The organism is Alteromonas sp. AWM4_230, from assembly GCF_056158305.1.
Map to the genome: position 1 here is coordinate 3,811,159 of NZ_JBSWTB010000001.1, position 23,971 is coordinate 3,835,129.

A 23,971-nucleotide genomic window follows, 5' to 3' on the forward strand; every position below is an offset into this window, starting at 1 on the left:
AGCCACTATGATTGATAGACACCATTTAAAAATAGTACGAGCGATTGACGCTGAAGGTACCATGACGGAAGCAGCAAAATCGCTTTTTCTTACCCAATCAGCGTTAAGTCACGCGATGAAGAAATTAGAAGCGCATTTTGACGTGCCGCTTTGGAAAAAAGAAGGCAGAAGGCTAACGCTCACCCAAGCCGGTCAAAGTGTTTTAGGTCTTGCCCACAGGGTCTTACCACAGTTTGAACACACCGAAGCCCAGCTTCAAAAGTTTGCCGACGGAAAACAAGGCATATTGCGTATTGGGATGGAATGCTACCCATGCTTCGAATGGCTGTTAAAAGTTGTCGCGCCGTTTTTAAAGGCCTTCCCCGATGTTGATGTTGATGTACGCCGTGCATTTTCGTTTGGCGGATTACAAGCACTACACGGGTACGATATAGACATTTTACTTACGCCAGACCCACTGCATCTAGACACTATTACCTACACCCCCGTATTTGAATACGAGCAAGTACTGGTTATGGATAAACATCATAACTTAGCAGAAAAGTCATTTGTAACGCCAAAAGACTTAAGTAATGAAACCCTTATAACTTATCCGGTGGAGCATAGTCGCCTAGACATATTCACGCACTTTCTTACTCCCGCCAACTGCACGGCAAAACAGCACAAAACCATTGAAACCACCGAAATTATTTTGCAAATGGTAGCTGCTGGTCGCGGTATTACCGCTTTACCAAAGTGGCTTGTTGAGGAGGCAAAGGAAAGTGAATTGCTATGCACAAAATCTATGGGTGAAGCGGGCGTGACTAAAACTCTATATTTAGGCCATCGCAACGCTACTGACGCGCTGGGGTTTGTAGATGACTTTATCACGATGTCTCAAACACTTTCGCTTAGCACCTCATAGGTTATTTTGCCATTCGTGCATTATCAATACGGTCTTGTACAAGTGGATGGGAACTAAACCAGCTATCAACGTCTGACTGCTCTGTGGCTAACGTTTGGAATGCTTCCATAGCAGCCGCGAAGTCAGCGGGATCTTTACCCAATGCTTTTAATTGACCAATAGCGTAGTTGTCCGCTTCCCATTCATGAGCTTTGCTAAATTGATTTTGAACTACACTTGTTCCTACGCCTAGAACACCATCTAAAACGCCACTCAAGTCGCCAAAAACATAACTTATCGCAAGGGTTGCGAATAGTGATTCTGCAATAAGCTGCATGGAATGATTGTTTTCTACATGCCCTACTTCATGCAGAAAAATAGCATTTAATACGTCTTGATTTTCCTCAACCAAAGCGATGAGTTGGTCGGTAAACACAATAGTGCCATCAGGTAAGGCAAAAGCATTGGGACCTAGTACGTTAGAGTGGCGAAAGTGCACGCGGTAATTTTTATTTTCCGTATCTATTTGAGCTAATAGTGAATAAAAACTGTTAGCGTGCAATTCCTTTGATTCGGTACTAAGTTCGGATGGCTTAAGCAAAGTGCTATCGAGCGCGGCCAAGGTATGTTGAGAACCGATTTCTTTTATGCTGTAGGGAACATATTGAGAAAACGACACGGCAATTCGAGGAAGTGCTTGGGTGAATAGCCCATAAAGAAGTAAAGGCACAAGTATTATACTTGCCATTAAATACGACTTTTTCGACTCTAATTTACTCACCCCTACCAATTGATTTTTATCAAGCCAGGCATCTTCCTCTGGGCTAGACGACCACATAAGTAAATCACCGCCATCCAAAGACACTTCTCGTGGTAACCCCGCAAGTTTTGTGCGAGTTGTTATCTCTGACCTGTGTACCCGTTTAGAAGTGCCATTTTGGTCAAAGAAAATAACCAGCTCGTCGCCCTCAATATTACAGGTCACAATATCTGAACTAACACCGCTTGCGTAATAGTAATGTGATACCGACACGGCATTTAACCTAAAGCAACGTCTACATCAAATAAAGTCGCAGCTTCCTCTGCCACCGCACCAGCAGAACCAGAACTACCAACAAGTACCTGCTCAAAACCTTCAAGCACTTTTACTTCAGTGGCGTCGGCGAATAATTTTGCACTTCTCACTTTTGCCCAAGGAAGCGCCATTCCTAAAGTTAGAACAATCGCTAGCGCATTGACTAAGCGCAGTTTGATGAGTGCACCTGCTGCCAGCGACGAATTAAACTGAGCAACGTTTTCAAGTTGTGTGTTTTGGAAAATGTGATTCCTAATTCGAGCATTGTAGTAACCTGATACTACAGCGTAAGTTACTAAGTAAAACAAAACTAACAGTATTGGTGCTAAAGCTGAAACAGACGACGGTTCACCGTTAGACATTGCCACAGCGCCAATTCCTAAAACAAAAGACGAAATTAGCATTAAACAAAGAGAGATAAACAGCACACCAACTGATGTTCGATAGTATTTGCCCGTATCCAGCGTGGTGGAAAAGGACTTATTGCCAAAACATGATTCGTTTACTAAAAACGCATCAATCTTCTTTAATACCCAAGGCATAAGCAAGTACAGGGTAAATATGCTTGCAATAGGCAAGAGTACAAATAACGCAAAGGCTTCTCCCCACCGGCCTTTAAAAGAAAATCTAACGTTTCTATATGCCGTCATACGAAGCCTAAAACGCATACTCATAATAATTAAAGCAGGCGTTAACGCCATGAGAATAAGTGCGAAAATAAGCGCAGCAGCGGGGTTTATCGTAGTTAGAAAAAAATAACCACCGAATAAAATTACGGCAATTATCCGCCCCTTTAAAATTTGTAGCGGTTCAGCAAGGTAAGAAAAGCGATGACCATCAAGCTCTGTATTGCTATAGAAATAGCGTTTGGTACGCACCGTCGCCCATGCAGAATAAATACCTAAGGTAACAATACTTAGAAGTAAATTAACTATCCATATAGAAAAAAACTCACCCGCTTTACCATGAAACTTAATCTGCTCGGTACGGATTATTTTATCATTCGCTTTACTGATTGCTTCGTGTGATGCGTGCAACTTACTTTTTCTTTCAGCGATTAAGGCCGAAATCTTGGCAGCGCGTTCTGGATACTCAGCAGCGTCTATGGAGTTTAACGCTTGGGCAAGTTCTTCTAGACTATAACTTTCGTAGTCGGGCATGGGGGTATATGCATTGTCATCCGTCATGGCAACGTTTCATCCTTGATTTGTTTTTTTATAAAGCTACGCAATAATGAAGTAGATGGCAAGATCGCGTAGCTAGTTAATCATTAACGTCTAACTGTAAAAGCAAAGATAAGCGGTAGGCGTAGACACTTTTACGTCAAAAGATGCATCGGCAGGCACATTAAAACTGGTACCCGTTGCGAAAGATTGCCATTCGTCACTTCCCGGTAGCTTCACCACTAGCTCGCCTTCAACCACTTTCATCAGCTCTTTTTGAGAGGTAGAAAATGTGTATTCACCTGGTGACATTACCCCTGACGTACAAGGGCCGTTTGCAGATTCAAACGCGATCGAGCTCACTTTGTTGGCGAAATAATGGGGTATACCAATCCGCATAGATAATCACCCACTCAGAAGGCGCTGGCAAGTTTCCTAGCGAAGCGTGGGAATGCAGGAATGGCTGTTCCCTTTCAAATTCCCAGAATGAAGCTAGGAAGCTTGCCAGACCTTCCCGAAGGGCGAGTTTAAAATGTCCGTACTCTTTGTTGTGTCACCTTGATGTAGAACCACTATACCTGCGGTAACACGCCGCGATTACGAACATTTTAACTCTCGCTGAGTGGGTAATTAGCTATGCGGACTGGTATTGATTTAAAGCTCATAGCTACTCCTTTGATTGATGCAATTGATACTTCTTTAGCGCTTTTCCCAAATAAGCATATGGTTGTTGGCGGGCATATCGATAATATCTTGCAAGCTTAACTCGCCTGCCCAAGCGGTAAGCTCATTGATATCGCGGTAACCACCATAGCCGCGCGCTAAGAGCGAAGCGTGGAAGGCTTGGTTACTTTCAGAGGTAAATTTACCGCTGTGTGTAAAAGGGCCATACTGACAAAATATGCCCCCTTTAGGTAAGTGCAACGCTACTGATTCCATTAGTAGCTTTGCCTCTTCTTTCTGCATGATATGTGCGGTGTTTGCCGTAAAAACGCCGTCTACGTCGAGGTTGGGAAATTCATCTTGTCCCACAATGAATGCAACAGGGGGCTTCACATTACCCACATTTGCATCACTCAGCCAAGCGGCAATACCCTCGTGGTAGTGAGGTTGATCGCTTGTGTGCCAAATAAGATGGGGCAAGTGTTCAGCCAAAAATACGGCGTGTTGCCCCGTACCGCTTCCTATCTCTAAAACTTGTCGGCAGTTAGCAAATGTACGTTCAAGCACGCTCAAAATAGCGCGCTTGTTGTTTTCACAGGCCTGACTAAAAGGCTTTTCGATTTGCATATACCTTCCCTGCCTTATTAGTATTAATCACTTAGGTTAGGCCCTAACCACTTTTCAGCTTCTTCTAGCGTCCAGCCTTTACGTGTGGCGTAATCTTCTACCTGGTCGGCTTGAATTTTAGCAACAGCAAAATATTTCGAATCAGGGTGAGCAAAATACCATCCGGATACCGAAGCTCCCGGCCACATAGCATAGCTTTCGGTTAGCTTCATACCTGTGTGCTGCTCTGCTGATAGCAGATCCCAAATGAGCTGCTTTTCAGTGTGTTCTGGACACGCCGCATAACCTGGTGCCGGTCGAATACCCTGATACTTTTCGCGTATCAACTCTTCATTGCTTAGAGATTCGTCTGCGGCGTAGCCCCAGTAGTGCTTACGTACTTGTTCGTGTAGATATTCTGCAAACGCTTCGGCTAATCTGTCTGCCACCGCTTTAACCATAATACCGTTGTAGTCATCGCCTGCTTGAATATAGCTATCAGCAAGCTCGTCTTCCCCTATACCACCAGTAACGGCAAAAGCGCCCACATAGTCGTTTATGCCGCTCGATTTTTCAGCCACAAAATCTGCTAAACAATAGTTAGCGAATTTGTCTTTTAGCGTTTGCTGACGCAAGTGATGGGCAACGCCCTGAACCTCACTTCTAGATTCATCGGTATAAATCTCAACATCGTCATCAACGCGGTTAGCAGGAAACAAGCCGATAACGCCTTTCGCCTGAAGACTGTTCTCTTCGATAACTTTATCTAACATGGCGTTGGCGTCGTTAAACAGTGACTGTGCCTGCTCCCCCACCACCTCATCTTCAAGTATACGCGGGTACTTGCCTGCTAACGACCACGTTAAGAAAAACGGCGTCCAATCAATGTAGTTACGCAGGGTAGCTAAATCGGCGGTTACCGGTGTTACACCTAAGCTCGCAGGTTTTACTGGCAAAGTCTTAAAATCTGGCTTAAAAGCGTTTTCTCTGGCCTGAGTTAACGTCACCGGCTTGCTACGCGGTTTTTTACGGGCGTGCTGTTCACGTACCATATCGTATTCTTTTGCCAGTTCTTCTGCATAAATATCGCGAGACGCTTTGTTTAAAAGACGCTGGCACACGCCTACAGCTCTACTTGCATTTGGAACATAAGCTACAGGCGCATGGTAATTTTGCTCAATTTTTACTGCGGTATGCGCTTTTGATGTAGTTGCACCGCCAATAAGAAGCGGAATATCAAAGCCTTGACGCTCCATTTCTTTAGCAACGTGAACCATCTCATCTAGAGAAGGTGTAATAAGGCCCGACAGACCTATCATATCAACGTTTTCATCTTTAGCGGTTTGTAAAATTGTTGCCGCTGGAACCATCACGCCAAGATCAATCACTTCAAAGTTATTACACTGAAGTACCACGCCTACGATATTTTTACCAATATCGTGAACATCACCTTTTACCGTAGCGAGAAGAATTTTACCGTTGCTTTTAGCATCGTCTGACTTTTCTTCTTCAATGTATGGCTGTAAGTGGGCTACCGCTTTTTTCATAACGCGAGCCGACTTTACCACCTGCGGAAGGAACATTTTACCTTCACCGAACAAATCCCCTACCACGTTCATGCCATCCATTAATGGCCCTTCGATAACGTGTAACGGACGCTCAGCTTGCTGACGCGCTTCTTCGGTGTCTTCAATAATATAATCGGTGATGCCTTTAACAAGCGCATGCTCTAAGCGTTTATTCACTTCTTGCTCGCGCCAGCTTAAATCTTCTTTCGCGGCAGCCTTACCATCACCTTGATAATTAGGGGCAATATCAAGCAAGCGCTCTGTGGCATCACTTCTGCGATTTAGAATCACGTCTTCAACCGCATCTCGAAGTTCAGCGGGAATTTCGTCATATACCTCTAGCTGACCGGCATTAACGATTGCCATATCCATACCGGCGCGAATTGCGTGGTACAGAAACACCGAGTGCATAGCCTCACGCACTGGGTTGTTGCCCCTGAACGAGAAAGAGATGTTAGAAAGGCCACCAGAAATATGGGAATACGGACAGGTTTTACGTATCTCACGGGTAGCTTCAATAAAATCAACCGCGTAGTTATCGTGCTCTTCAATACCCGTCGCTACTGCGAAGATGTTAGGGTCAAAAATAATATCTTCAGGTGGAAAGCCGACTTCTTCTGTCAGCAGCTTGTAGCTACGCTGACAAATCTCAACTTTGCGGGCTTGTGTATCGGCCTGGCCGGTCTCGTCAAACGCCATCACTACGGTTGCAGCACCATAGCGCTTTATTAGCTTGGCTTGGTTTAAGAAGATCTCTTCCCCTTCTTTTAAGCTAATCGAGTTAACAATCGCTTTGCCCTGCACACACTTAAGCCCGGCTTCGATAATCTCCCATTTAGACGAGTCGATCATAATGGGAACCCGGCTAATATCTGGCTCAGAGGCAATCAGGTTTAAAAAGGTGATCATGGCCTGCTTTGAATCAAGCATGGCCTCATCCATATTAATGTCGATGATTTGAGCACCGTTTTCTACCTGCTGTCTTGCGACATCAAGTGCGGTTTCATAATCACCTTCAAGAATAAGACGTTTAAAGCGAGCAGAACCTGTAACGTTAGTGCGCTCACCGATATTAATAAATGTTGAAAATTCTGCGCTCATAATGCCCTCCTAGTGTACAAACGGCTCTAGGCCTGACAAACGCATTTTAGGTTTAAATTCGGGAATCTTGCGTGGCGCGAGACCTTCAACCGCACTGGCTATATCGCGAATGTGCTCTGGGGTACTGCCACAACAGCCCCCTACAATATTCACTAGCCCCGATTGCGCCCATTCTTTGATATGTTCGGCCATCTCTGGACCTTCCATATCGTATTCACCAAATTCGTTAGGTAAGCCTGCATTAGGGTGTGCGGATATAAAGCACTCACTAACATTGGCTACTTCATCTACGTATTGACGCAATAGGTCTGGACCAAGTGCGCAATTTAAGCCGAAAGAAAACGGGCTAATATGTCGCATTGAGTAATAAAATGCTTCCGCGGTTTGCCCCGAAAGCGTACGTCCTGAAGCGTCGGTGATAGTACCTGATACCATCACAGGTAACGACTTTCCGAGCTTTTCAAACACCGACTCTACGGCAAACGCTGCCGCTTTCGCGTTTAATGTATCGAAAATAGTTTCAAGCATGATTAAATCAGCACCGCCTTCAATAAGGGCTTCGGTAGATTCGCTATACGCCTCCACTAGTTCGTCAAACGTGACGTTGCGCTTACCTGGGTCATTGACATCAGGTGAGATTGAAGCGGTGCGGTTTGTTGGACCTAGTACACCGGCAACGAAACGGGGCTTCTCGGGGGTTTTAGCTGTGAATTCATCGGCAGCTTTACGCGCTAATTTAGCCGCGGCTAAATTGATATCGCGTGATTGAGCCTGCATATCATAATCGGCCATAGCGATAGTCGTGGCGTTAAACGTATTGGTTTCTATAATATCTGCGCCAGCTTCAAAATAATCACAGTGAATCTGATAAATAATGTCTGGCTGGGTAAGTACTAATAGGTCGTTATTACCCTTTACGTCGCAGTGCCAGTCTGCAAACTGTGTCCCGCGGTAATCTTCTTCTTCCAACTTGTGGCGCTGGATCATGGTGCCCATGGCGCCGTCTAATATAAGAATGCGTTTTTTAGCGGCTTCTGTAAGCGTTGCCTGCGCGCTAGAAATTTGTCTTTGGCTCACGTGCTACCTCTTTGGCTGTGACTTTTCAGCAAGCTGACTTAAATCGTAAGGCGTGGTCTGATAAACATAATAATTCAGCCAGTTTGTAAACAATAGGCTGCCGTGCGAGCGCCACTGTACTATAGGAGACTTGGCTGGATCATCCCCTTCAAAATAGTTTTTCGGCATTGCTGGAGTTTGACCCGCGGCAATGTCCCGTAAGTATTCGTCTTTAAGCGTATCAGGGTCATATTCTGGATGGCCTGTTACAAACACCATTCGCTTGTCTTCAGATGCCACAATATACGCACCTACATCATCAGATTCTGCCACAACACTCAGCCCATCAACACTGTTATACAGCGAAGTATCGATATGCCCATAACGAGAATGGGGAGCGTGAAACGTAGGGTCAAAACCTCTTAGCAGTTCATTGTTAGGGTCGTTCACTTTATGTTGAAAAACACCAGAAAACTTTTCGTCTCTGATCTCTCGGGTTATGCCATAGAAGTGATACATAGCCGCATGGGCAGCCCAACACAGGTATAAAGTAGAGTTAACGTGTCGCTGTGCCCACTCCAATATGGTGGTCATGGTGTCCCAATACTTCACTTCCTCATAGTCGATAAGCGCTAGAGGCGCACCAGTAACAATAAGGCCGTCGTATTTCTTATTCGCGACTGCTGAAAAGTCGTGATAGAAAGCATCCATGTGTGACTGGGGAGTATTTTTGGGTGCTTGATTATCAATGCGAATCAAGTCTACGTTTATTTGCAGCGGCGTATTCGATAACAGGCGAAGTAACTGTACTTCTGTTTCTATCTTGTTCGGCATCAAATTAAGAATGCCGACTTCAAGAGGACGAATATCCTGATTGGCAGCCCTGTCCATGTCCATGGTAAAAATATTTTCACCTAGTAGTACATTCTGCGCGGGTAACTGCTCAGGAATACGAATTGGCATAGAGGGCTCCAGTGATAAATTACAATACCTGTATTGTGTCTATAACTGGCAATATGTCAACATCTTTACGTCTAGACGTCTAAACGTTTCTTTTAAAGGCGAGCCTATCGATACAAACAACTAGCCGTTTTGCTTATGCACCATAACTAACATCTCAGCTTCAGCGCGAGGAATGTCACAGGCCTCAATAATTTCGTCGATGCTGGCACCTTGCTTAACTAAGTCTGCAGCACGTTGATATAGGCGTAGGGAAGGATCTTGAAGTTTGAGCTCTCGAAGCTGATTTTCAATATCAGTTTGTTTTTCGTCTAGCTCTTGAATGTGGCGAGTAATGACCAATGTGCGTGCTTGCGCCTCGGTTTGTTGGTTATTTGCATCTTTAGCGAGCGCTTCTGCTCGCGCAATTGCAGAAGCACTATTTTGTTCACTATCGCTTAAAGCTGTACGTAACTGCTTAACGTGCGAATATAGAATGCTTACCGTAACAGCAAGCACAACGATAAAGCCGCACAAAATAAGTTCAATTAAGGTAGGTGCAGCAAGCTGCCATTCCATGGACATAACCCTTGGGGAAATGGAGGCGACATAGACAATACATGCCGCCTAATCATTATTTAGATATTGCTAAGCTCATCCCACTCTTCGTCGCTGAGCAATTTATTTAAATCAACAAGAATAAGCAGTTCGCCATCACGATTGCTAACCCCTTGGATAAATTTAGCGCTTTCTTCAGTACCAACGTTAGGGGCGCTGTCGATTTCTGAAGATTTTAAGTACACCACTTCTGCGACACTATCCACTAAGATACCGACAACCTGTTCGTCCGACTCTATGATCACTATACGAGTGTTGTCTGTGATTTCCGTTGGTGGTAGCCCAAAACGCGCACGGGTATCAATGACGGTTACCACGTTACCACGCAAGTTAATAATACCAAGCACATAATCAGGCGCACCGGGTACAGGGGCTATTTCGGTATAACGCAGTACTTCTTGTACTTGCATTACGTTAATACCGTACGTTTCTTCACCTAAGCGATACGTCACCCATTGAAGGACTTCATCGTTACTGTCGCTAGCGTTATTATTCATTCTTTCATCGCTCATGAACCTGGCTCCCAATACTATGGCGTCTGGTCGTTACTGCCTAAGCCTTTGTTAAGCATAGATATTAATTCTTCAACGTCAATTAACGCACACATTTTTTCTTTAACCATCCCTGCTAACCAGGGACGTTTACCTGTGGACTCGCGCCATTTTACGTCATCGGTAGTCAAATTGACCGTGTTTACAAGCTTTTCGCTTGCTAGTCCCCACGCACTCTCTCCTAACATTATAAGATATCGGTAGTTGAGCGATTGTGCGAGATTTTCGTCGTATTTTTCTGGCATTACCCATTTTGCAGAGTCAACAACACTTAGTTTAGACTCTCTGTGCAACATTACACCCATAAACCAGTCAGGTTTTCCAAATAAAGGGCCTATTTTTTCAATTTGATGGATTCCCCCTAGCGAAGTTAAGGGAACCGCAAGCGTTAGCCCTGCAACCTCAAAGAATAGCGCCTGAAAGCGGAAACCGAGAGTATCCTTTAGTGGAGTTTTTAAACTCTTAGGAGTACTAACCTCACTTTCTTTTTCTGCCTGAACAGGTACGTCAACGTATGACTGCTGCTTTTCGCTATCAATTGTCTTTAAATTTTGACTTTCAATTAACGAAGAAACCTCTTCAGCTAACACTTCTTCTTTGTCGACGTGCGCTTCGCTATCGCTAGCCGTTGAGACAAGGGCTGACTCAGCCATCTGCTGAGAGGCCTGCTCAAGCAATTTTGCCGTGCGCGCAGTCACATCTTCCGGAGTTTCGGGCTCTTTCAGAAGACTGTCTAGGTATGCCTCCATCACTTCTTCACGGGCAAATGGCGATTGCTTGCTCATGGTCTTGTTATTTCTCCAATACGGCTAACAGTTTATTGTAGGCATTTACACCTCTTGTCTTTGGATACGCAGCAGAGATAGGAAGCTGCACCAAACTCGCATCCCTAAAATGAGTATCCACCGGGATAACACCTTCCCACACACGTTCACCGTAATCACTCATTAAGCGCTTTCTCGATGCTAATGCGGCGTTTGTTCGTTTATCGAACAAAGTAGGAATGATCAGAGTATCAAAAGACTTATTTAATGAACGCCCCATTATTTCCATAGTGCGTATCATTCTATCTAAGCCTTTAAGCGCCAAATATTCTGTCTGAGTCGGAACAATAACCTTATCGCATGCCGCTAAGGCATTAACCATTAACACGCCCAATACAGGCGGGCAGTCGATGATAGCAAAGTCGAACTCATCGGCTATTTTAGCAAGTGCTTTTTTTAGCACTAAGCCCATCCCCTGCTCGCTTCCCATGGTTCGGTCTAACGTCGCCAATGCCATGGTTGCGGGTAGCACATATAAATTGTCGAGTTTTGTAGGACTGAGACAGTCCATAACATTATCGGCAGTAATCTCGTTAGACTTAATAAAAATGTCGTAAACAGAATGGCTTGTCGCTTCTGCATCAATACCAAAATAGTAACTAAGCGATGCGTGGGGATCGGTATCTATCATGAGCACTCGCTTGCCCTTTTGAGCTAGCAAGCCGCCAAGGCTTACGGTTGTGGTAGTTTTACCTACCCCGCCTTTTTGATTTGCCACAGTCCACACTTTCATAATTACTGTTCCATTACTGTTCAAACTGCTATCGCATTTCGGTTTGAACGCAACTGCTTATATCATCGATATTAATATTTTTACTCGATATATTAGCCACAGCGACAGCCTGAGGCATACCGTAAACCACACAGGAGTCTTGGTCTTGCGCCCAAATAGTCGCCCCCTTATCCTTGAGTATCCGACAGCCCTCTCTACCGTCTGCGCCCATACCCGTTAAGATGATACCAAGCACGTCGCCACCATAAACTTTAGCCAACGAGCTAAAGGTCAGGTCTACGCTTGGCTTATAATTCACCTTATCAGACTGGCTTGCATCAACGATGGAAATTCGCTTGTTGCTACCGATAGATTCAAGCAACATTTGCTTTCCTCCTGGGGCAAGATAAGCGTGCCCTGGTGCTAAAATATCGCCATGCTCTGCTTCTTTCACTTTAATTTTACAGTTGCTATCTAAACGCTGTGCAAATGCAGTAGTGAAAGTCCCAGGCATATGCTGCACAAGTAAAATAGGATAAGGAAAATCTGCAGGTAGTGGAGAAAGCACTTTTTGAAGTGCAACAGGCCCACCTGTGGACGCCCCAATAGCTAAACATCTGTATTGCTTACCCGTTGCCCTCACTGAGGAAACGGTAGGCTGTTTGTCGGCGCCTTTATGGCCTGAAAGTAAACCCGATGTTTTGAAAAAAGCCTGTTTGGGCGCATTGTCAGGGAGTTTTCTCGTCTCGGCGGTGCGAAGAGATGGGCGCTTAACGCCTAACCCTCTTCGCGCGATCAACCTGACTTTAGTGCAAAGTAACCGCGAAGCATCTTTTCTATCTTGGGCTATATCTTCGAATTTCTTGGGTAAGAAATCGAGCGCGCCTGCTTCTAACGCATCTAGCGTTGCCTGAGCGCCATGATGCGTTAATGATGAAAACATTAAAATTGGCGTAGGACGTTTATCCATAATTGCCTTAACGGCGGAAATACCATCCATAACAGGCATTTCAACGTCCATTGTTATTACATCAGGCTTAAGAGCTTCCGCCTTGTCTAATGCATCACGTCCGTTTCTTGCTTCACCTACAACCTCAAGCTCTCTATCTCCTTCGAGAATTTCTCTTACTCGACGGCGATAGAAAGTCGAGTCGTCCACGACTAGGACTTTAAAGACCATGGATTATCATTCCTGTTAATTCATCGCCTTACTTTATAGGTTTACGCGCGTACCGTTTGAGCAGGCTAGGAACATCTAAAATTAATGCAATACCACCGTCTGAAGTAATTGTTGCGCCAGCCATACCAGGCGTACCTTGCAACAATGCATCGAGTGGTTTAATAACCACTTCTTCCTGGCCTATCAGCGCGTCTACGACAAACCCTACTTGTTGAGTACCAATTTGCACCACAACAACATGCCCCTTTTCTTTATTTATATTTTTGGGGCCTCGGATTAACCATTCACCAAGGAAGAACAACGGAATTGCTTTTGAACGAACTATCATTGTTAGCTGGCCATCTACCGTATTGGTCTTCTTGATGTCCATGTTTATTATTTCGTTCACCGCACCTAATGGTAACGCAAAGGTCTGTTTTCCTACAACAATCATTAACGTAGGTAGAATCGCGAGCGTTAGCGGTACCTTGATATCTAATCGTGTACCTTTTCCTAACTGCGAGTCGATATTGATGGTACCGTTGAGCTGGTTAATCTTGGTTTTAACCACGTCCATGCCCACACCACGACCTGAAATATCGCTGATTTCGGTTTTAGTAGAGAAGCCAGGTGCAAAAATAAGATTAAACGCTTCAACGTCAGACATGCGTGCTGCTGCGTCTGCGTCCAATACGCCGCGGCTAATTGCGATCTCTTTGAGCTTTTCGGCGTCCATACCCTTACCGTCGTCTTCGATAGTAAGAAGAATATGGTCGCCCTCTTGAGATGCTGATAGCTGAACCGTACCCATGCGAGGCTTACCGGCCGCTGCACGATCATCAGGCATTTCTATCCCGTGGTCGACAGAGTTTCGCACCAAATGCACGAGCGGGTCGGCCAATGCTTCAACCAAGTTTTTGTCTAAGTCTGTCTCTTCACCTACAAGATCTAAGGTAATTTCTTTCTTTAAGCTTCTAGCCAGGTCACGTACAACGCGAGGAAAACGGCCAAACACTTTCTTGATAGGCTGCATGCGGGTTTTCATTACCGCACCTTGCAAGTCTCCAGTCACTACATCTAGATTAGCAATGGCCTTTGACATGCTCTCATCGTTGCTGTTGATCCCCAAACTTATCAGCCGGTTTCTAACGAGTACGAGTTCGCCGACCATATTCATAATTTGGTCTAAACGCTTAGTGTCTACACGTACTGTTGTCTCAGCAGGTGGTGGAGCAGGAGCCCCTTTTTTATCATCTTTCTTGGCAGGCGCTTTTGGCGCAGCTGCTTTGCTCGTTTTAGCTGGGCTCGCTGCACTAGGTTCTGGCTTCGCCTTAGGCGCAGCCGGGGCACTCGACGCGGATTGCTTTGCTTTTTGAACAGCTTCGGTAGCCGCTTTGTCTACCGGAGGTTCAGGGGCCGCTGGAGCAGAGCCTTGTTTAGTTGGACCTTGACCAGAGCCGTGAAGCTGATCAAGCAGTGCTTCAAATTCATCGTCGGTAATTTCTTCATCTCCGGCACTACTTGCCGGAGCAGCTGCTGATACTGGTTCTGGAGCACTTTTTTCGTCCCCACCAAACTGACCTTTTCCGTGCAGATCATCTAACAGTGCCTCGAACTCTTCATCAGTAATGTCATCACTGTCAGTGCTCGCCGCTAGTGCTGACGTTTGCGCAGGCTCCGGTTTGGCGGGTTCTGTATTGGTTGATGCAGCTTGTCCTGGAGCACCACCTCCATGAAGCTCATCAAGGAGAGCCTCAAACTCATCTTCGGTAATTTCTTCTATACCACCGCTACTTTCACTGGTACCTGACGCTGCTGGCACTGGTTCATCTATAGCTAGTTCCGGCTCTTCTGCAACGACCTCGGGCTCAGCCGCGACAACTTCTGGCTCGGCCGCAGGCGCATTTGCATTGTCGAAAATGTTTTCATCTGGAGATTCTGGGCGACTGAGTTTGTGTAACAGGTCGACGAGGTGTGCATCTGCCGGCTCTAGCGGCTCTTGCGCTTTTACTCGTTCAAACATTTCAACGACCACATCAGTGGCTTGCAAAATGATATCCATTAACTCAGGCGTTAGCGTTCGTTGGCCATTGCGCATGACGTCAAAAACGTTTTCAGCACCGTGACAAATTTCAACTAACTCAGTAAGAGAAAGGAAACCCGCTCCCCCTTTTACTGTGTGATAGCCGCGAAAAATTGCGTTAAGCAAGTCCGCGTCTTCAGGATTGTTCTCAAGATCAACGAGCTGTTCTTGTAATTGTTCAAGTATCTCCCCAGCTTCTACTAGAAAGTCCTGTAATATTTCCTCGTCAACATCAAACGACATGCACCCGCTCCCCTAAAAACCTAAGCTAGACAGAAGATCATCTACATCATCTTGACCTGAAACGACGTCATCTCGTTTGTCAGCATCAATGATTGGGCCTTCTGCCTCTACACCATCAATCTTATCGGCCTTAACGCTGGAAGGTTTAGATTGTTCTGCACCGTCCCGTTCGCCAAACATAGTAAGCATGTTTACAAGGCTATCTTCGACTTCTTTAACCAAGTCGATAACGCGACGAATAACCTGTCCAGTCAAGTCTTGATAACCTTGTGCCATCAAAACTTCAGTAAGTAACTGTGTAAGTTTAGCCGACTGATTCGAACCGTCTTCCAACAATTCGTCTAAGTCTGCACATAAAACCTTAAACTCACCCAACTCGATTTGGCGGTTCATCAGCTTTTTCCACTCTGGCATAACCTTTTCGATCCGCTCCGATAGCAGTTCAGCGATGGGCATACTCGCCTCAACGGCATCCATAGTAGTATTAGCAGCTTTTTCGGTTTCTTCAATTACGTAGGTAAGGCGGGACTGGGCATCAGGGATATCGTCTGTAGCTAGATTTTTGATGCGGTCGTCTATTTGAAAGTTGTTTAATGCGTCGTGGAGTTGACGCGTTAACTTGCCTACTTCAGCGAATAGCTCAACGTTTTCTTTCATTGAGACGGCTTCAAGTAGTGCGTTAGCTGAAGCCTTGTCACCTTCTTCGAGAAAAGTGACAAGCTGCTTTGCTTCTTCTAACGATATTGGAACGTTTACATTCGTTGACATCCAGTAAACCTCATTTATCTGGTGAGCGTCTGGATCAACCTAAACGTTCGAATATTTTATCTAATTTTTCTTTAAGCGTTGCCGCGGTGAAAGGTTTAACAACGTAACCATTCACACCCGCTTGGGCGGCGGCAACGATCTGTTCCTTCTTCGCTTCAGCGGTCACCATAAGTACTGGCAAATGCTTAAGTTTGTCATCGGCTCTAATCGCGCGGAGCAAATCTATACCCTGCATACCAGGCATGTTCCAATCAGTAACAACAAAGTCGAAATCGCCTTGTTGTAACATAGGTAATGCAGTGCTTCCGTCATCCGCTTCCTGAATGTTGGCAAAACCCAAGTCTTTGAGTAGGTTTTTGATGATACGTCTCATGGTTGAAAAGTCATCGACCACGAGAATTTTCATGCTTTTGTCCAAAATAGCCTCCACTGAGGGGTTAATTGTTTTTAATTTCTATTCTTCGTCAGCTTGCCACGATTTCATTCGTGATTTGAGTTTTAACATGGCTTGACTATGAATTTGACTGACTCTCGACTCACTTACGTCGAGAACCTCGCCTATTTCTCTTAAGTTTAGTTCTTCATCATAGTAAAGTGAAAGAACAATCGCTTCTCGCTCGGGTAATGTCGTTATTGCATGGGCCAGCGCTTTTTGAAATGCGCCCTGCATTAAATCTTCTAACGGTGCATCACTGCCTCGACTTTGCTCGGTAGTGATCACATCTTCCGACACACCTAAATCTTCAATGCCGACCAACTTCCCGGCATTTACTTCATTGAGCATCTGGTGATAATCCTGCAAGCTCACATTAAGCTTGTCAGCAATATCGGAATCTCGTGCGTCGCGCCCAGTTTCACTTTCTACCTGAGATATCGCTTCTGTTATTGCGCGACCATTTCGGTGAACAGAACGTGGCGTCCAATCACCTTTGCGTATTTCGTCCAGCATGGCACCGCGAATGCGGATACCTGCGAAGGTTTCAAAGCTTGCGCCTTTTGACCCATCAAAGTTTCGAGCGGCCTCTAACAAACCAATCATGCCTGATTGGATAAGGTCATCAACAAGTACACTCGCAGGCAGGCGCGCCATCAAATGGTGCGCAATACGCTTAACCAGAGGCGCATGTCTTTCGACTAACTGCGATTTATCTGTTTGCTGTTGATAAGCGGCTGCCTTGCTGTTCAACGTTGACTTCCTACGGCTTTTTCTGCAACTAATTGTTCAATGAAAAATTCTAAGTGACCTCCAGGCTGCGCTGGAATAGGCCAAGTAAGCGCCCTGTTTGCTAGCTTGGTTATCGCTACGGCTGCAGGAGAGCCTGGAAAAGCATCAACAATAGCTGTTTGCTTACGCACAGCTTTGCGAATATTTTCGTCAAATGGCACCGTCGCCACTAATTCTAGTGCAACATCAAGAAAACGCCCTGTCACTTTGCTTAATTTGCTAAATAATTCCTGACCTTCTCGCACATCGCGAACCATATTGGCCACAACTTTAAAGCGAAAAACACCGTGCTCACGGTTAAGGATTTTTATCAGCGCATAGGCATCAGTTAGTGATGTTGGCTCATCGCAAACCACCACCATGATATCTTGGGAGGCTTTAGAAAAGCTTAATACCATATCTGAAATGCCAGCAGCGGTGTCGACTATTAATACGTCTATTTGAGAACGCAGCTCGCTAAACGCTCTTATCAAGCCAGCGTGCTGTGTGGGTGAGAGTTCCGCCATTGACTGCGTACCAGATGTGGCGGGCGCAATCTTAATACCGTGGGGGCCGGTTACTAAAACCTCGTCCAACGTACACTCGCCAGAGAGTACGTGAGATAGGTTTTTCTCAACTCGCAGGCCTAGCATCACATCTACGTTTGCAAGACCAAGGTCCGCGTCAAGAACCATTACACGCTTGCCCTGCTTCGCCATGGCGATAGCAGTGTTAAGCGTAATGTTTGTTTTACCGACGCCACCTTTACCACCGGTGACGGCGATTACTTTGATTAACCGTGATTGCTTCATTTTTCTTAAGCTACTCGCTTGATCGTCAATCATACTGCTTATGCTGTTTTAATTGCGTTGTTACCACTAGTATGATTCAAACCGTACTTTTTATAAAGCTTTGCAGCAGCGGAAACTAAAGATTTCGCTTCTGCAATCTTAATGTCTTCAGGCACTTTTTGACCATCGGTGACATAACTAACCGGTAGTTGGTATTCAACCGCTGCACTAAGTACCTCTCCTAAAGAGTAGCACTCATCTAACTTTGTGAAAATACAGCCACTTAGTTCAATATCGTCATACGCTTGAATGATTCTCTGCAAAGCCGGATATTGCGTATTGGCTTGCGCTACCAAATATTTTTTAACTTTTGGCATTTGGCCATTGTCGAACTGCTTAATTTGCTTAATTAATCGACTATCACGCTGACTAAAACCTGCTGTATCAATCAATACTAGTCGCTTATGACGAAGTTGGAACAATAAATCTGCTAGTTCTTCACTAGTTTGCGCTTTTCGCACAGTACAGCCAATAATTTTTCCGTATGTCGCTAGTTGCTCATAGGCTGCAATTCTATACGTATCAATAGTTATCATAGCTACCGATTCTGCACCGTATTTTTGCGCGTAGCGGGCGGCCAACTTTGCAACCGTGGTTGTTTTACCTGTACCAGTAGGCCCGACTAATGCAACGGCACCTTGTGAGCTTAGTATATCGTTTCCGGTAACATTTATGCGATTAGCCAATAGGTTAAGAAGATATACCCACGCGTCACGTTCGTTGTAATGAGCCGGTGTATAGCTAATCAACTGAGTTGCTAGTGCACTACTCAAACCCATATCGGTTAATCGCGTGACCAAGTATTGATGAACAGGTTTTTGACGCTTGTTCTTCGCTTCCATTAGGTCTGCAACTTGATACTGCAATACGTCGCGAAGTGAAGCTAACTCTTCTTTGATTTGAGCTAGTTCAGCAGACTGGGATACAGGAGTTTCACCCATACTTGACGCTTGATGCTCAGGAAAAGTCTGTTGCTCGATAGCATCTTGTGCTGGTGATTGTGTTTCAAGGTCGTCGATAAACGCTTCTGAAAAATCTAAGTGAGATGCAATTTCGTTGGCGTGCTTAGCGTTCGCTGACATTGGCTGTGCTGGTTGTGCAGAACTTTCTGCAACTGGGTTTCCACCATGCTGCTTTTCCAGCAAGGCTTTTAAGCTATCAGGGCCATCGTCGCCAATAATTTCACTTAAGCTAGGCACAGCCTTTTGGCTAGGCGTTTTAGCAGCGGTCTGTGGTGCCGCCTTAGGCGTGAAAAGCTTGGCTTCAGGCTCTTTGTCGTAGGCTGCTACAAGCTCGATACCGTCTGCGACTTTGCGATTTGACATGATCACTGCATCACTGCCCAACTCAGCTTTAACTTGGCTTAGCGCCTCACGCATATCTTTGCCGAAGAAACGTCTAATTTTCATTGCAACCTCTCCAATCACCCAGTGTCAGATTATTGACCGACCGAACTGACTATTTTTATTTGTTTGTCGTCAGGCACTTCTTGGTATGAAAGAACATGCAGCCCAACAACAGAATACTTTAAGAAGCGAGACAGCACGGGTCGTAGCATGCCTGAGGTAAGGAGTACTGCAGGTTCTCCCTCTAACTCTTGCTGCTGACTGGCTTGCTGCAATGATTTCTGCAGCTTGTCTGCCAGACCTGGCTCTATACCAGCACCGTCTTCGCCACCTGCTTGAAGAGACTGGTGCAACATCTGTTCCAACTCTGGCGCCAAGGTTATGACAGGTATCTCTTTTGCCCCCTGAGTAATTTCCTGAACGATTAAACGTTTGAGTGCTATACGCACCGCAGACACCAATACATCTGGGTCTTGGCTCCGTGTGCCGTACTCGCTAAGCGTTTGCACGATGGTGCGCATATCGCGAATAGGCACGCCTTCAAATAGTAAGGTTTGCAGCACTTTCACAACGGTACTAAGCGGCAGAATATCGGGCACCAAACCTTCGACCAATTTAGGGTGCTGTTTGGCCAGCATATCTAGAAGCTGTTGCGCTTCTTCATGCCCAAGTAATTGATAGGCGTTATTTGAAAGTAACTGACTTAGATGAGTCGCAACAACCGTAGCGGCATCAACAACCGTGTATCCAAGCGTTTGCGCGTGCTCGCGCTTATTAGGCTTAATCCACACCGCATCTAGCCCGAAAGCAGGGTCTTTAGTAGCCCGCCCCTCTAGCTTGCCAAACACTTGCCCTGGGTTAATGGCAAGCTCTTCGTCGTGACTTATAACGGAATCGCCAATTGTGACGCCGAGCATAGCGATGGTATAAGTGTTAGGCTCTAAGTCTAGATTGTCGCGTATATGAACAGGTGGAATAAGGAAACCCAGCTCTTGCGATAGTTTCTTACGTACGCCTTTAATTCGTGTCAACAACTCACCACCTTGAGATTTATCAACAAGCGGAATTAAGCGATAGCCCACTTCTAAGCCAATGGTATCCACCTGCTGAACGTCGTCCCATCCCAGCTCTTTAACTTCAGGTGCAACAGTTTCATCTTTTGAAATGTTCTCTGGCAATTGAGGTTCTTCAGCTTTCTTTTTAGCTTGAACGGTCTGCCAATATGCAAAGCCCGCAATCAAAAATGAAAAACCCAAGAATGCGATATGAGGCATACCCGGAATGATACCCATGACGAAAAGCACGCCTGATGCTATATAAAGCGCTTGATTATTTCCTAGCTGACCACGGATCTCTTTACCCATTTCTTGGGTTTCGTTTTCTCGAGTAACGATAATCGCCGTTGCTACAGAAAGTAGTAATGAAGGTATCTGCGCCACCAAACCATCACCAATGGTCAAAATAGTGTAGATCTCTATGGCACTTCCAAATGAAAGACCGTGCTGAATCATGCCTATGAATAAGCCGCCAACAATATTGATAAGCATGATAAAAAGGCCGGCAACTGCATCGCCTTTTACAAACTTTGATGCACCGTCCATCGACCCGTAAAAGTCAGCCTCTGCGGTTATTTCTTCACGACGCTGACGCGCCTGGTCTTGGTCGATATAGCCTGCATTTAAATCAGCATCGATCGCCATCTGCTTACCAGGCATAGCATCCAAGGTAAAGCGAGCACTTACTTCTGAAATACGTCCCGCACCTGCGGTTACTACCTTGAAGTTGATAATAAGAAGGATAGCGAAGACAACAATACCCACAGCATAGTTACCGCCGATAACAACCGCACCGAAGGCTTCAATCACTTTACCTGCCGCATCTCCCCCTTCGTGGCCGTACAGTAATACAACCCGCGTAGACGCAACGTTAAGCGCCAAACGCAGAACTGTCGCAATTAGGAGTACAAGTGGGAAAATACCAAAATCCACAGGGCGTTGGGTGAGTACCGCTACCAAAATGATGACGAGAGAGAGCGCGATATTAAAGCTAAACAATACGTCGAGTAAAAACGGCGGCATGGGTAGTATTACCATTCCCATGATTGCCAAAAGGACAATAGGCGCGCCTAAACCACTGGTAAAATTTTGCAGCTGATTTTTATCGAATCGCTGAAGATAACCGGATAACTGCATGGCTGGGTGTCTCTCTATCAGAAAATTGACGCTTTATGTAAATCTTCAATAGAGTTTTCAACTAACGTGCCAGCTTTATACGAAGCGGCATTTATGTACACCAATAGAGCTAAAGAGTATGCGGAAGGCATAAACTGGCCACAAAAAAGCCTGGTAAAAGAGTCACTTAGCGACGGTATTCTGGAGGGATAGGCAAATCTCGTTTAAGTGGTTTAGGACGCTTCCCCTTCCCTGCCCTATGTGCTTTAAGCTGATAAACATGTGCTAGCACCTGTGCTACCGCCATAAATAAGGCGTTCGGAATTTCATCGTCGACTTCTGTCGAATAAAAGATGGCACGAGCGAGCATAGGAGAAGGTATTAAGGGTACGTCATTGGCGGTAGCAATTTTTCTGATATGCATAGCCAATTCATCAGCCCCTTTTGCCACCACGACAGGTGCTCTTACACCCTGTTCGTCATACTTAATCGCTACTGAAAAGTGAGTCGGGTTAGTTACTACCACGTCTGCCTGTGGTACTTCCTGCATCATGCGCTTAGTTGCCGCCTGATACTGCAAGCGACGAATACGACCTTTTACCATAGGGTCGCCTTCCGCATTTTTCCGTTCGTCTTTCACCTCTTGCTTGGTCATTTTCATTTCTTTGTTGTGCTTATACATTTGATAAGGCACATCGATGAGCGCGATAGGGATCATGCCGCACACCAGAATAAGAAATGCCCACTTAAGCATGTCGAGCGCGTGAAAGATGTTTCCCGGATATAGCTCCATATCTAAATGCAGTGCTTCATCTTCGAAGAACAACAGCGCTCCTATGGCCATGCTGATGATAACCACAACTTTAGCGATGGATTTTAATAGCTCAACTAAGCCGTTCATGCCGAACATTCGCTTAAAGCCCTGAATTGGACTCATCTTGGAGCCCTTAGGCTTTGCACCTTCCCAGGTAAAATTAAAACCACCAAGTGCAATAGAGCCATAGATGCCGGCTATCATAGCTACCACCATATAAAGCAACACGGCAGGACCTACCGCTGAGAAAGCTTCACCCCATGCGCCAAACATGTGGGTGATATCATAGGTTTCGTCGCGAGAGAGAATAAACATTCGCTGGGTAAGTTTGAAAACAGATTCAGCAATCCAACTGCCCACAAACAAAAACATGAAGGCGCTGACAATAAGCACTAAAGTTGTGGATAGTTCACGGGAACGGGCCAGCTGCCCTTTTTTTCGGGCATCATCGAGTTTTTTCCCCGTGGGGTCTTCTGTTTTTTCGCTTGAATCTGCCATTTTTTCCTAACCACAAATGTTCAATAGTTCACACATAAACTGTTCGGCTCTAAACCATTGGGTTTCAAAGTGCGCAGTAAAGTTATCTAGCGTTATCCATATAATCAGTAATCCCATTACCTGAGCAATGGAAAAACCAATACTAAAAATGTTTAGCTGCGGCGCAGCTTTGGTCATTACACCAAATGCTAAATTCACAATAAGTAGTGACACTATGGGCGCTAGAGACAAGGTTACTGCCGATATAAACATCCAACCTCCCCAATGAGCAATATCGCGAAACTGTTCACCTGTCCACCACGCTTCGCCTATGGGAAACGCCTCGAAACTCATTACTATCATTTGGATCATGGACAAATGCCCATCCAAGGTCCAAAACAATAAGGTCGCTAATATTAGATAAAACTGACCAACTGCAGGTACGTTTATACCGTTTACGGGGTCAACAATAGACGCGAACCCTAAACCAGTTTGCATGGCTATGATTTGGCCTGCGAGCACGAAGGTATTGAGCACCATCATAGAAATAAAGCCAATAGCAATACCAATAAGCAGCTGCTGAATAACAATTAAAAATGTGCCCACATCCACCAAGTTTTCAATAGGTGATGGAGGGACTACTGGCATGATGATGAGCGTTAGCATTATACCCAGCAGGGCTCTTACCTGCGGGGGAATTGATTTTGCACTCAATCCAATCATGGCTACGAACAAACCGCTAATGCGCATAAAAGGCAGCAGCATGTCTGCTAGGAATTGATTGATGGTGGCGAGTTCTACTTCCACAGCGTCAGCCTTCTACCCCACAACCTGCGGGATCATATCAACCATTCTGAAAGTAAAGTCCATAAGCTGTTGCACCAACCAGTTGCCTCCCCAGCTTAGCGCGAGAAGCGTTACCAGTAAGCGGGGCAGGAAACTCATGGTCTGTTCGTTGATACTGGTGGCTGCCTGAAAAACAGCAACGACCAGACCTACAATCAAGCTTGGAACAATCACCGCAGATACCAACACGATAACCATAAACATGGCTTCTCGCAGTATTTCTACAAAGACTTCTGGTGACATAAGCCCT

General features: G+C 45.4%; 23 protein-coding genes. 1 reads left to right on the forward strand and 22 read right to left on the reverse strand.

All coding sequences use genetic code 11. The features are described from left to right. The first annotated feature begins 7 nt into the window (after window positions 1-7). A complete protein-coding gene (locus tag ACXACS_RS16455; RefSeq protein ID WP_474808164.1) occupies window positions 8-904 on the forward strand; it encodes a LysR family transcriptional regulator in 897 nt (298 codons plus the stop codon). Window position 905: 1 nt separating this feature from the next. Here ACXACS_RS16455 and ACXACS_RS16460 read toward each other — a convergent pair whose 3' ends face one another. From ACXACS_RS16460 to fliQ, 22 genes are all read right to left on the reverse strand, one after another. Continuing rightward, window positions 906-1,916, reverse strand: a complete 1,011-nt coding sequence (locus ACXACS_RS16460; RefSeq protein WP_474808166.1) for a M48 family metallopeptidase — start codon at window positions 1,914-1,916, stop codon at window positions 906-908. A gap of 5 nt (window positions 1,917-1,921) precedes the next feature. After that, on the reverse strand, window positions 1,922-3,145 hold the full coding sequence (locus tag ACXACS_RS16465) for a YjgN family protein (protein ID WP_474808168.1): 1,224 nt from the start codon (window positions 3,143-3,145) through the stop codon (window positions 1,922-1,924). Window positions 3,146-3,235: 90 nt separating this feature from the next. Beyond that, a complete protein-coding gene (gene ppnP / locus ACXACS_RS16470) occupies window positions 3,236-3,520 on the reverse strand; it encodes a pyrimidine/purine nucleoside phosphorylase (RefSeq protein WP_474808170.1) in 285 nt (94 codons plus the stop codon). A 300-nt stretch (window positions 3,521-3,820) separates the two neighbouring features. Next, a complete protein-coding gene (locus ACXACS_RS16475; protein ID WP_474808172.1) occupies window positions 3,821-4,411 on the reverse strand; it encodes a DUF938 domain-containing protein in 591 nt (196 codons plus the stop codon). Window positions 4,412-4,434: 23 nt separating this feature from the next. Further along, a complete protein-coding gene (gene metH, locus ACXACS_RS16480; protein ID WP_474808173.1) occupies window positions 4,435-7,059 on the reverse strand; it encodes a methionine synthase in 2,625 nt (874 codons plus the stop codon). Between the two features lie 9 nt (window positions 7,060-7,068). Further along, window positions 7,069-8,136, reverse strand: coding sequence for a homocysteine S-methyltransferase family protein (locus ACXACS_RS16485; RefSeq protein ID WP_474808175.1), 1,068 nt, complete (start codon window positions 8,134-8,136; stop codon window positions 7,069-7,071). Between the two features lie 3 nt (window positions 8,137-8,139). After that, window positions 8,140-9,078 (reverse strand): homoserine O-succinyltransferase MetA, encoded by a 939-nt coding sequence (gene metA, locus ACXACS_RS16490; protein ID WP_474808177.1) that lies wholly within the window; start codon window positions 9,076-9,078, stop codon window positions 8,140-8,142. 120 nt (window positions 9,079-9,198) lie between these two features. Next, window positions 9,199-9,633 carry a DUF2802 domain-containing protein gene (locus ACXACS_RS16495; protein WP_474808179.1) on the reverse strand — a complete coding sequence of 145 codons (435 nt, stop codon included), beginning with the start codon at window positions 9,631-9,633 and terminating at the stop codon, window positions 9,199-9,201. A 59-nt stretch (window positions 9,634-9,692) separates the two neighbouring features. Next, the gene (locus ACXACS_RS16500) at window positions 9,693-10,184 is read right to left on the reverse strand and encodes a chemotaxis protein CheW (RefSeq protein ID WP_136780770.1); all 492 of its coding nucleotides are present in this window, start codon (window positions 10,182-10,184) and stop codon (window positions 9,693-9,695) included. Between the two features lie 17 nt (window positions 10,185-10,201). Next, entirely contained in the window at window positions 10,202-11,008 is an 807-nt protein-coding gene (locus ACXACS_RS16505) for a chemotaxis protein CheW (RefSeq protein WP_474808181.1), read from the reverse strand. A 7-nt stretch (window positions 11,009-11,015) separates the two neighbouring features. After that, the gene (locus ACXACS_RS16510) at window positions 11,016-11,780 is read right to left on the reverse strand and encodes a ParA family protein (RefSeq protein ID WP_474808183.1); all 765 of its coding nucleotides are present in this window, start codon (window positions 11,778-11,780) and stop codon (window positions 11,016-11,018) included. A 28-nt stretch (window positions 11,781-11,808) separates the two neighbouring features. Further along, a complete protein-coding gene (locus ACXACS_RS16515; RefSeq protein WP_474808185.1) occupies window positions 11,809-12,939 on the reverse strand; it encodes a protein-glutamate methylesterase/protein-glutamine glutaminase in 1,131 nt (376 codons plus the stop codon). A 28-nt stretch (window positions 12,940-12,967) separates the two neighbouring features. Then, entirely contained in the window at window positions 12,968-15,244 is a 2,277-nt protein-coding gene (locus tag ACXACS_RS16520) for a chemotaxis protein CheA (protein ID WP_474808187.1), read from the reverse strand. Window positions 15,245-15,256: 12 nt separating this feature from the next. Next, complete coding sequence (locus ACXACS_RS16525) at window positions 15,257-16,012, reverse strand: protein phosphatase CheZ (RefSeq protein WP_474808188.1); 756 nt, start codon at window positions 16,010-16,012, stop codon at window positions 15,257-15,259. 34 nt (window positions 16,013-16,046) lie between these two features. Continuing rightward, window positions 16,047-16,430 (reverse strand): chemotaxis response regulator CheY, encoded by a 384-nt coding sequence (gene cheY / locus ACXACS_RS16530; RefSeq protein ID WP_025254383.1) that lies wholly within the window; start codon window positions 16,428-16,430, stop codon window positions 16,047-16,049. 36 nt (window positions 16,431-16,466) lie between these two features. Beyond that, window positions 16,467-17,198 carry an RNA polymerase sigma factor FliA gene (locus tag ACXACS_RS16535; protein ID WP_118489982.1) on the reverse strand — a complete coding sequence of 244 codons (732 nt, stop codon included), beginning with the start codon at window positions 17,196-17,198 and terminating at the stop codon, window positions 16,467-16,469. Continuing rightward, on the reverse strand, window positions 17,195-18,061 hold the full coding sequence (locus ACXACS_RS16540; RefSeq protein WP_118489983.1) for a MinD/ParA family protein: 867 nt from the start codon (window positions 18,059-18,061) through the stop codon (window positions 17,195-17,197). The genes ACXACS_RS16535 and ACXACS_RS16540 overlap by 4 nt, the downstream gene beginning before the upstream one ends. A gap of 5 nt (window positions 18,062-18,066) precedes the next feature. Continuing rightward, a complete protein-coding gene (flhF, locus tag ACXACS_RS16545) occupies window positions 18,067-19,476 on the reverse strand; it encodes a flagellar biosynthesis protein FlhF (protein ID WP_474808192.1) in 1,410 nt (469 codons plus the stop codon). 29 nt (window positions 19,477-19,505) lie between these two features. Then, entirely contained in the window at window positions 19,506-21,605 is a 2,100-nt protein-coding gene (gene flhA, locus ACXACS_RS16550; protein ID WP_474808194.1) for a flagellar biosynthesis protein FlhA, read from the reverse strand. A 166-nt stretch (window positions 21,606-21,771) separates the two neighbouring features. Further along, window positions 21,772-22,896: a flagellar biosynthesis protein FlhB gene (gene flhB / locus ACXACS_RS16555; protein ID WP_474808196.1), complete on the reverse strand. Its 1,125-nt coding sequence runs from the start codon at window positions 22,894-22,896 to the stop codon at window positions 21,772-21,774. 6 nt (window positions 22,897-22,902) lie between these two features. After that, window positions 22,903-23,682: a flagellar biosynthetic protein FliR gene (fliR, locus tag ACXACS_RS16560; RefSeq protein WP_269915974.1), complete on the reverse strand. Its 780-nt coding sequence runs from the start codon at window positions 23,680-23,682 to the stop codon at window positions 22,903-22,905. A 12-nt stretch (window positions 23,683-23,694) separates the two neighbouring features. After that, window positions 23,695-23,964: a flagellar biosynthesis protein FliQ gene (fliQ, locus tag ACXACS_RS16565; RefSeq protein ID WP_012517675.1), complete on the reverse strand. Its 270-nt coding sequence runs from the start codon at window positions 23,962-23,964 to the stop codon at window positions 23,695-23,697. Window positions 23,965-23,971 lie beyond the last annotated feature (7 nt).

What these genes read in the sequence shown, in the direction of transcription:
- flhF (WP_474808192.1), bottom strand. Translation starts at nt 19,476, where the DNA reads ATGAAAATTAGACGTTTCTTCGGCAAAGATATGCGTGAGGCGCTAAGC.
- ACXACS_RS16540 (WP_118489983.1), bottom strand. Translation starts at nt 18,061, where the DNA reads ATGATTGACGATCAAGCGAGTAGCTTAAGAAAAATGAAGCAATCACGG.
- flhA (WP_474808194.1), bottom strand. Translation starts at nt 21,605, where the DNA reads ATGCAGTTATCCGGTTATCTTCAGCGATTCGATAAAAATCAGCTGCAA.
- ACXACS_RS16515 (WP_474808185.1), bottom strand. Translation starts at nt 12,939, where the DNA reads ATGGTCTTTAAAGTCCTAGTCGTGGACGACTCGACTTTCTATCGCCGT.
- metH (WP_474808173.1), bottom strand. Translation starts at nt 7,059, where the DNA reads ATGAGCGCAGAATTTTCAACATTTATTAATATCGGTGAGCGCACTAAC.
- flhB (WP_474808196.1), bottom strand. Translation starts at nt 22,896, where the DNA reads ATGGCAGATTCAAGCGAAAAAACAGAAGACCCCACGGGGAAAAAACTC.
- ACXACS_RS16495 (WP_474808179.1), bottom strand. Translation starts at nt 9,633, where the DNA reads ATGGAATGGCAGCTTGCTGCACCTACCTTAATTGAACTTATTTTGTGC.
- ACXACS_RS16505 (WP_474808181.1), bottom strand. Translation starts at nt 11,008, where the DNA reads ATGAGCAAGCAATCGCCATTTGCCCGTGAAGAAGTGATGGAGGCATAC.
- ACXACS_RS16510 (WP_474808183.1), bottom strand. Translation starts at nt 11,780, where the DNA reads ATGAAAGTGTGGACTGTGGCAAATCAAAAAGGCGGGGTAGGTAAAACT.
- ACXACS_RS16525 (WP_474808188.1), bottom strand. Translation starts at nt 16,012, where the DNA reads ATGTCAACGAATGTAAACGTTCCAATATCGTTAGAAGAAGCAAAGCAG.
- metA (WP_474808177.1), bottom strand. Translation starts at nt 9,078, where the DNA reads ATGCCAATTCGTATTCCTGAGCAGTTACCCGCGCAGAATGTACTACTA.
- ACXACS_RS16500 (WP_136780770.1), bottom strand. Translation starts at nt 10,184, where the DNA reads ATGAGCGATGAAAGAATGAATAATAACGCTAGCGACAGTAACGATGAA.
- ppnP (WP_474808170.1), bottom strand. Translation starts at nt 3,520, where the DNA reads ATGCGGATTGGTATACCCCATTATTTCGCCAACAAAGTGAGCTCGATC.
- ACXACS_RS16520 (WP_474808187.1), bottom strand. Translation starts at nt 15,244, where the DNA reads ATGTCGTTTGATGTTGACGAGGAAATATTACAGGACTTTCTAGTAGAA.
- ACXACS_RS16465 (WP_474808168.1), bottom strand. Translation starts at nt 3,145, where the DNA reads ATGACGGATGACAATGCATATACCCCCATGCCCGACTACGAAAGTTAT.
- ACXACS_RS16455 (WP_474808164.1), top strand. Translation starts at nt 8, where the DNA reads ATGATTGATAGACACCATTTAAAAATAGTACGAGCGATTGACGCTGAA.
- ACXACS_RS16475 (WP_474808172.1), bottom strand. Translation starts at nt 4,411, where the DNA reads ATGCAAATCGAAAAGCCTTTTAGTCAGGCCTGTGAAAACAACAAGCGC.
- fliQ (WP_012517675.1), bottom strand. Translation starts at nt 23,964, where the DNA reads ATGTCACCAGAAGTCTTTGTAGAAATACTGCGAGAAGCCATGTTTATG.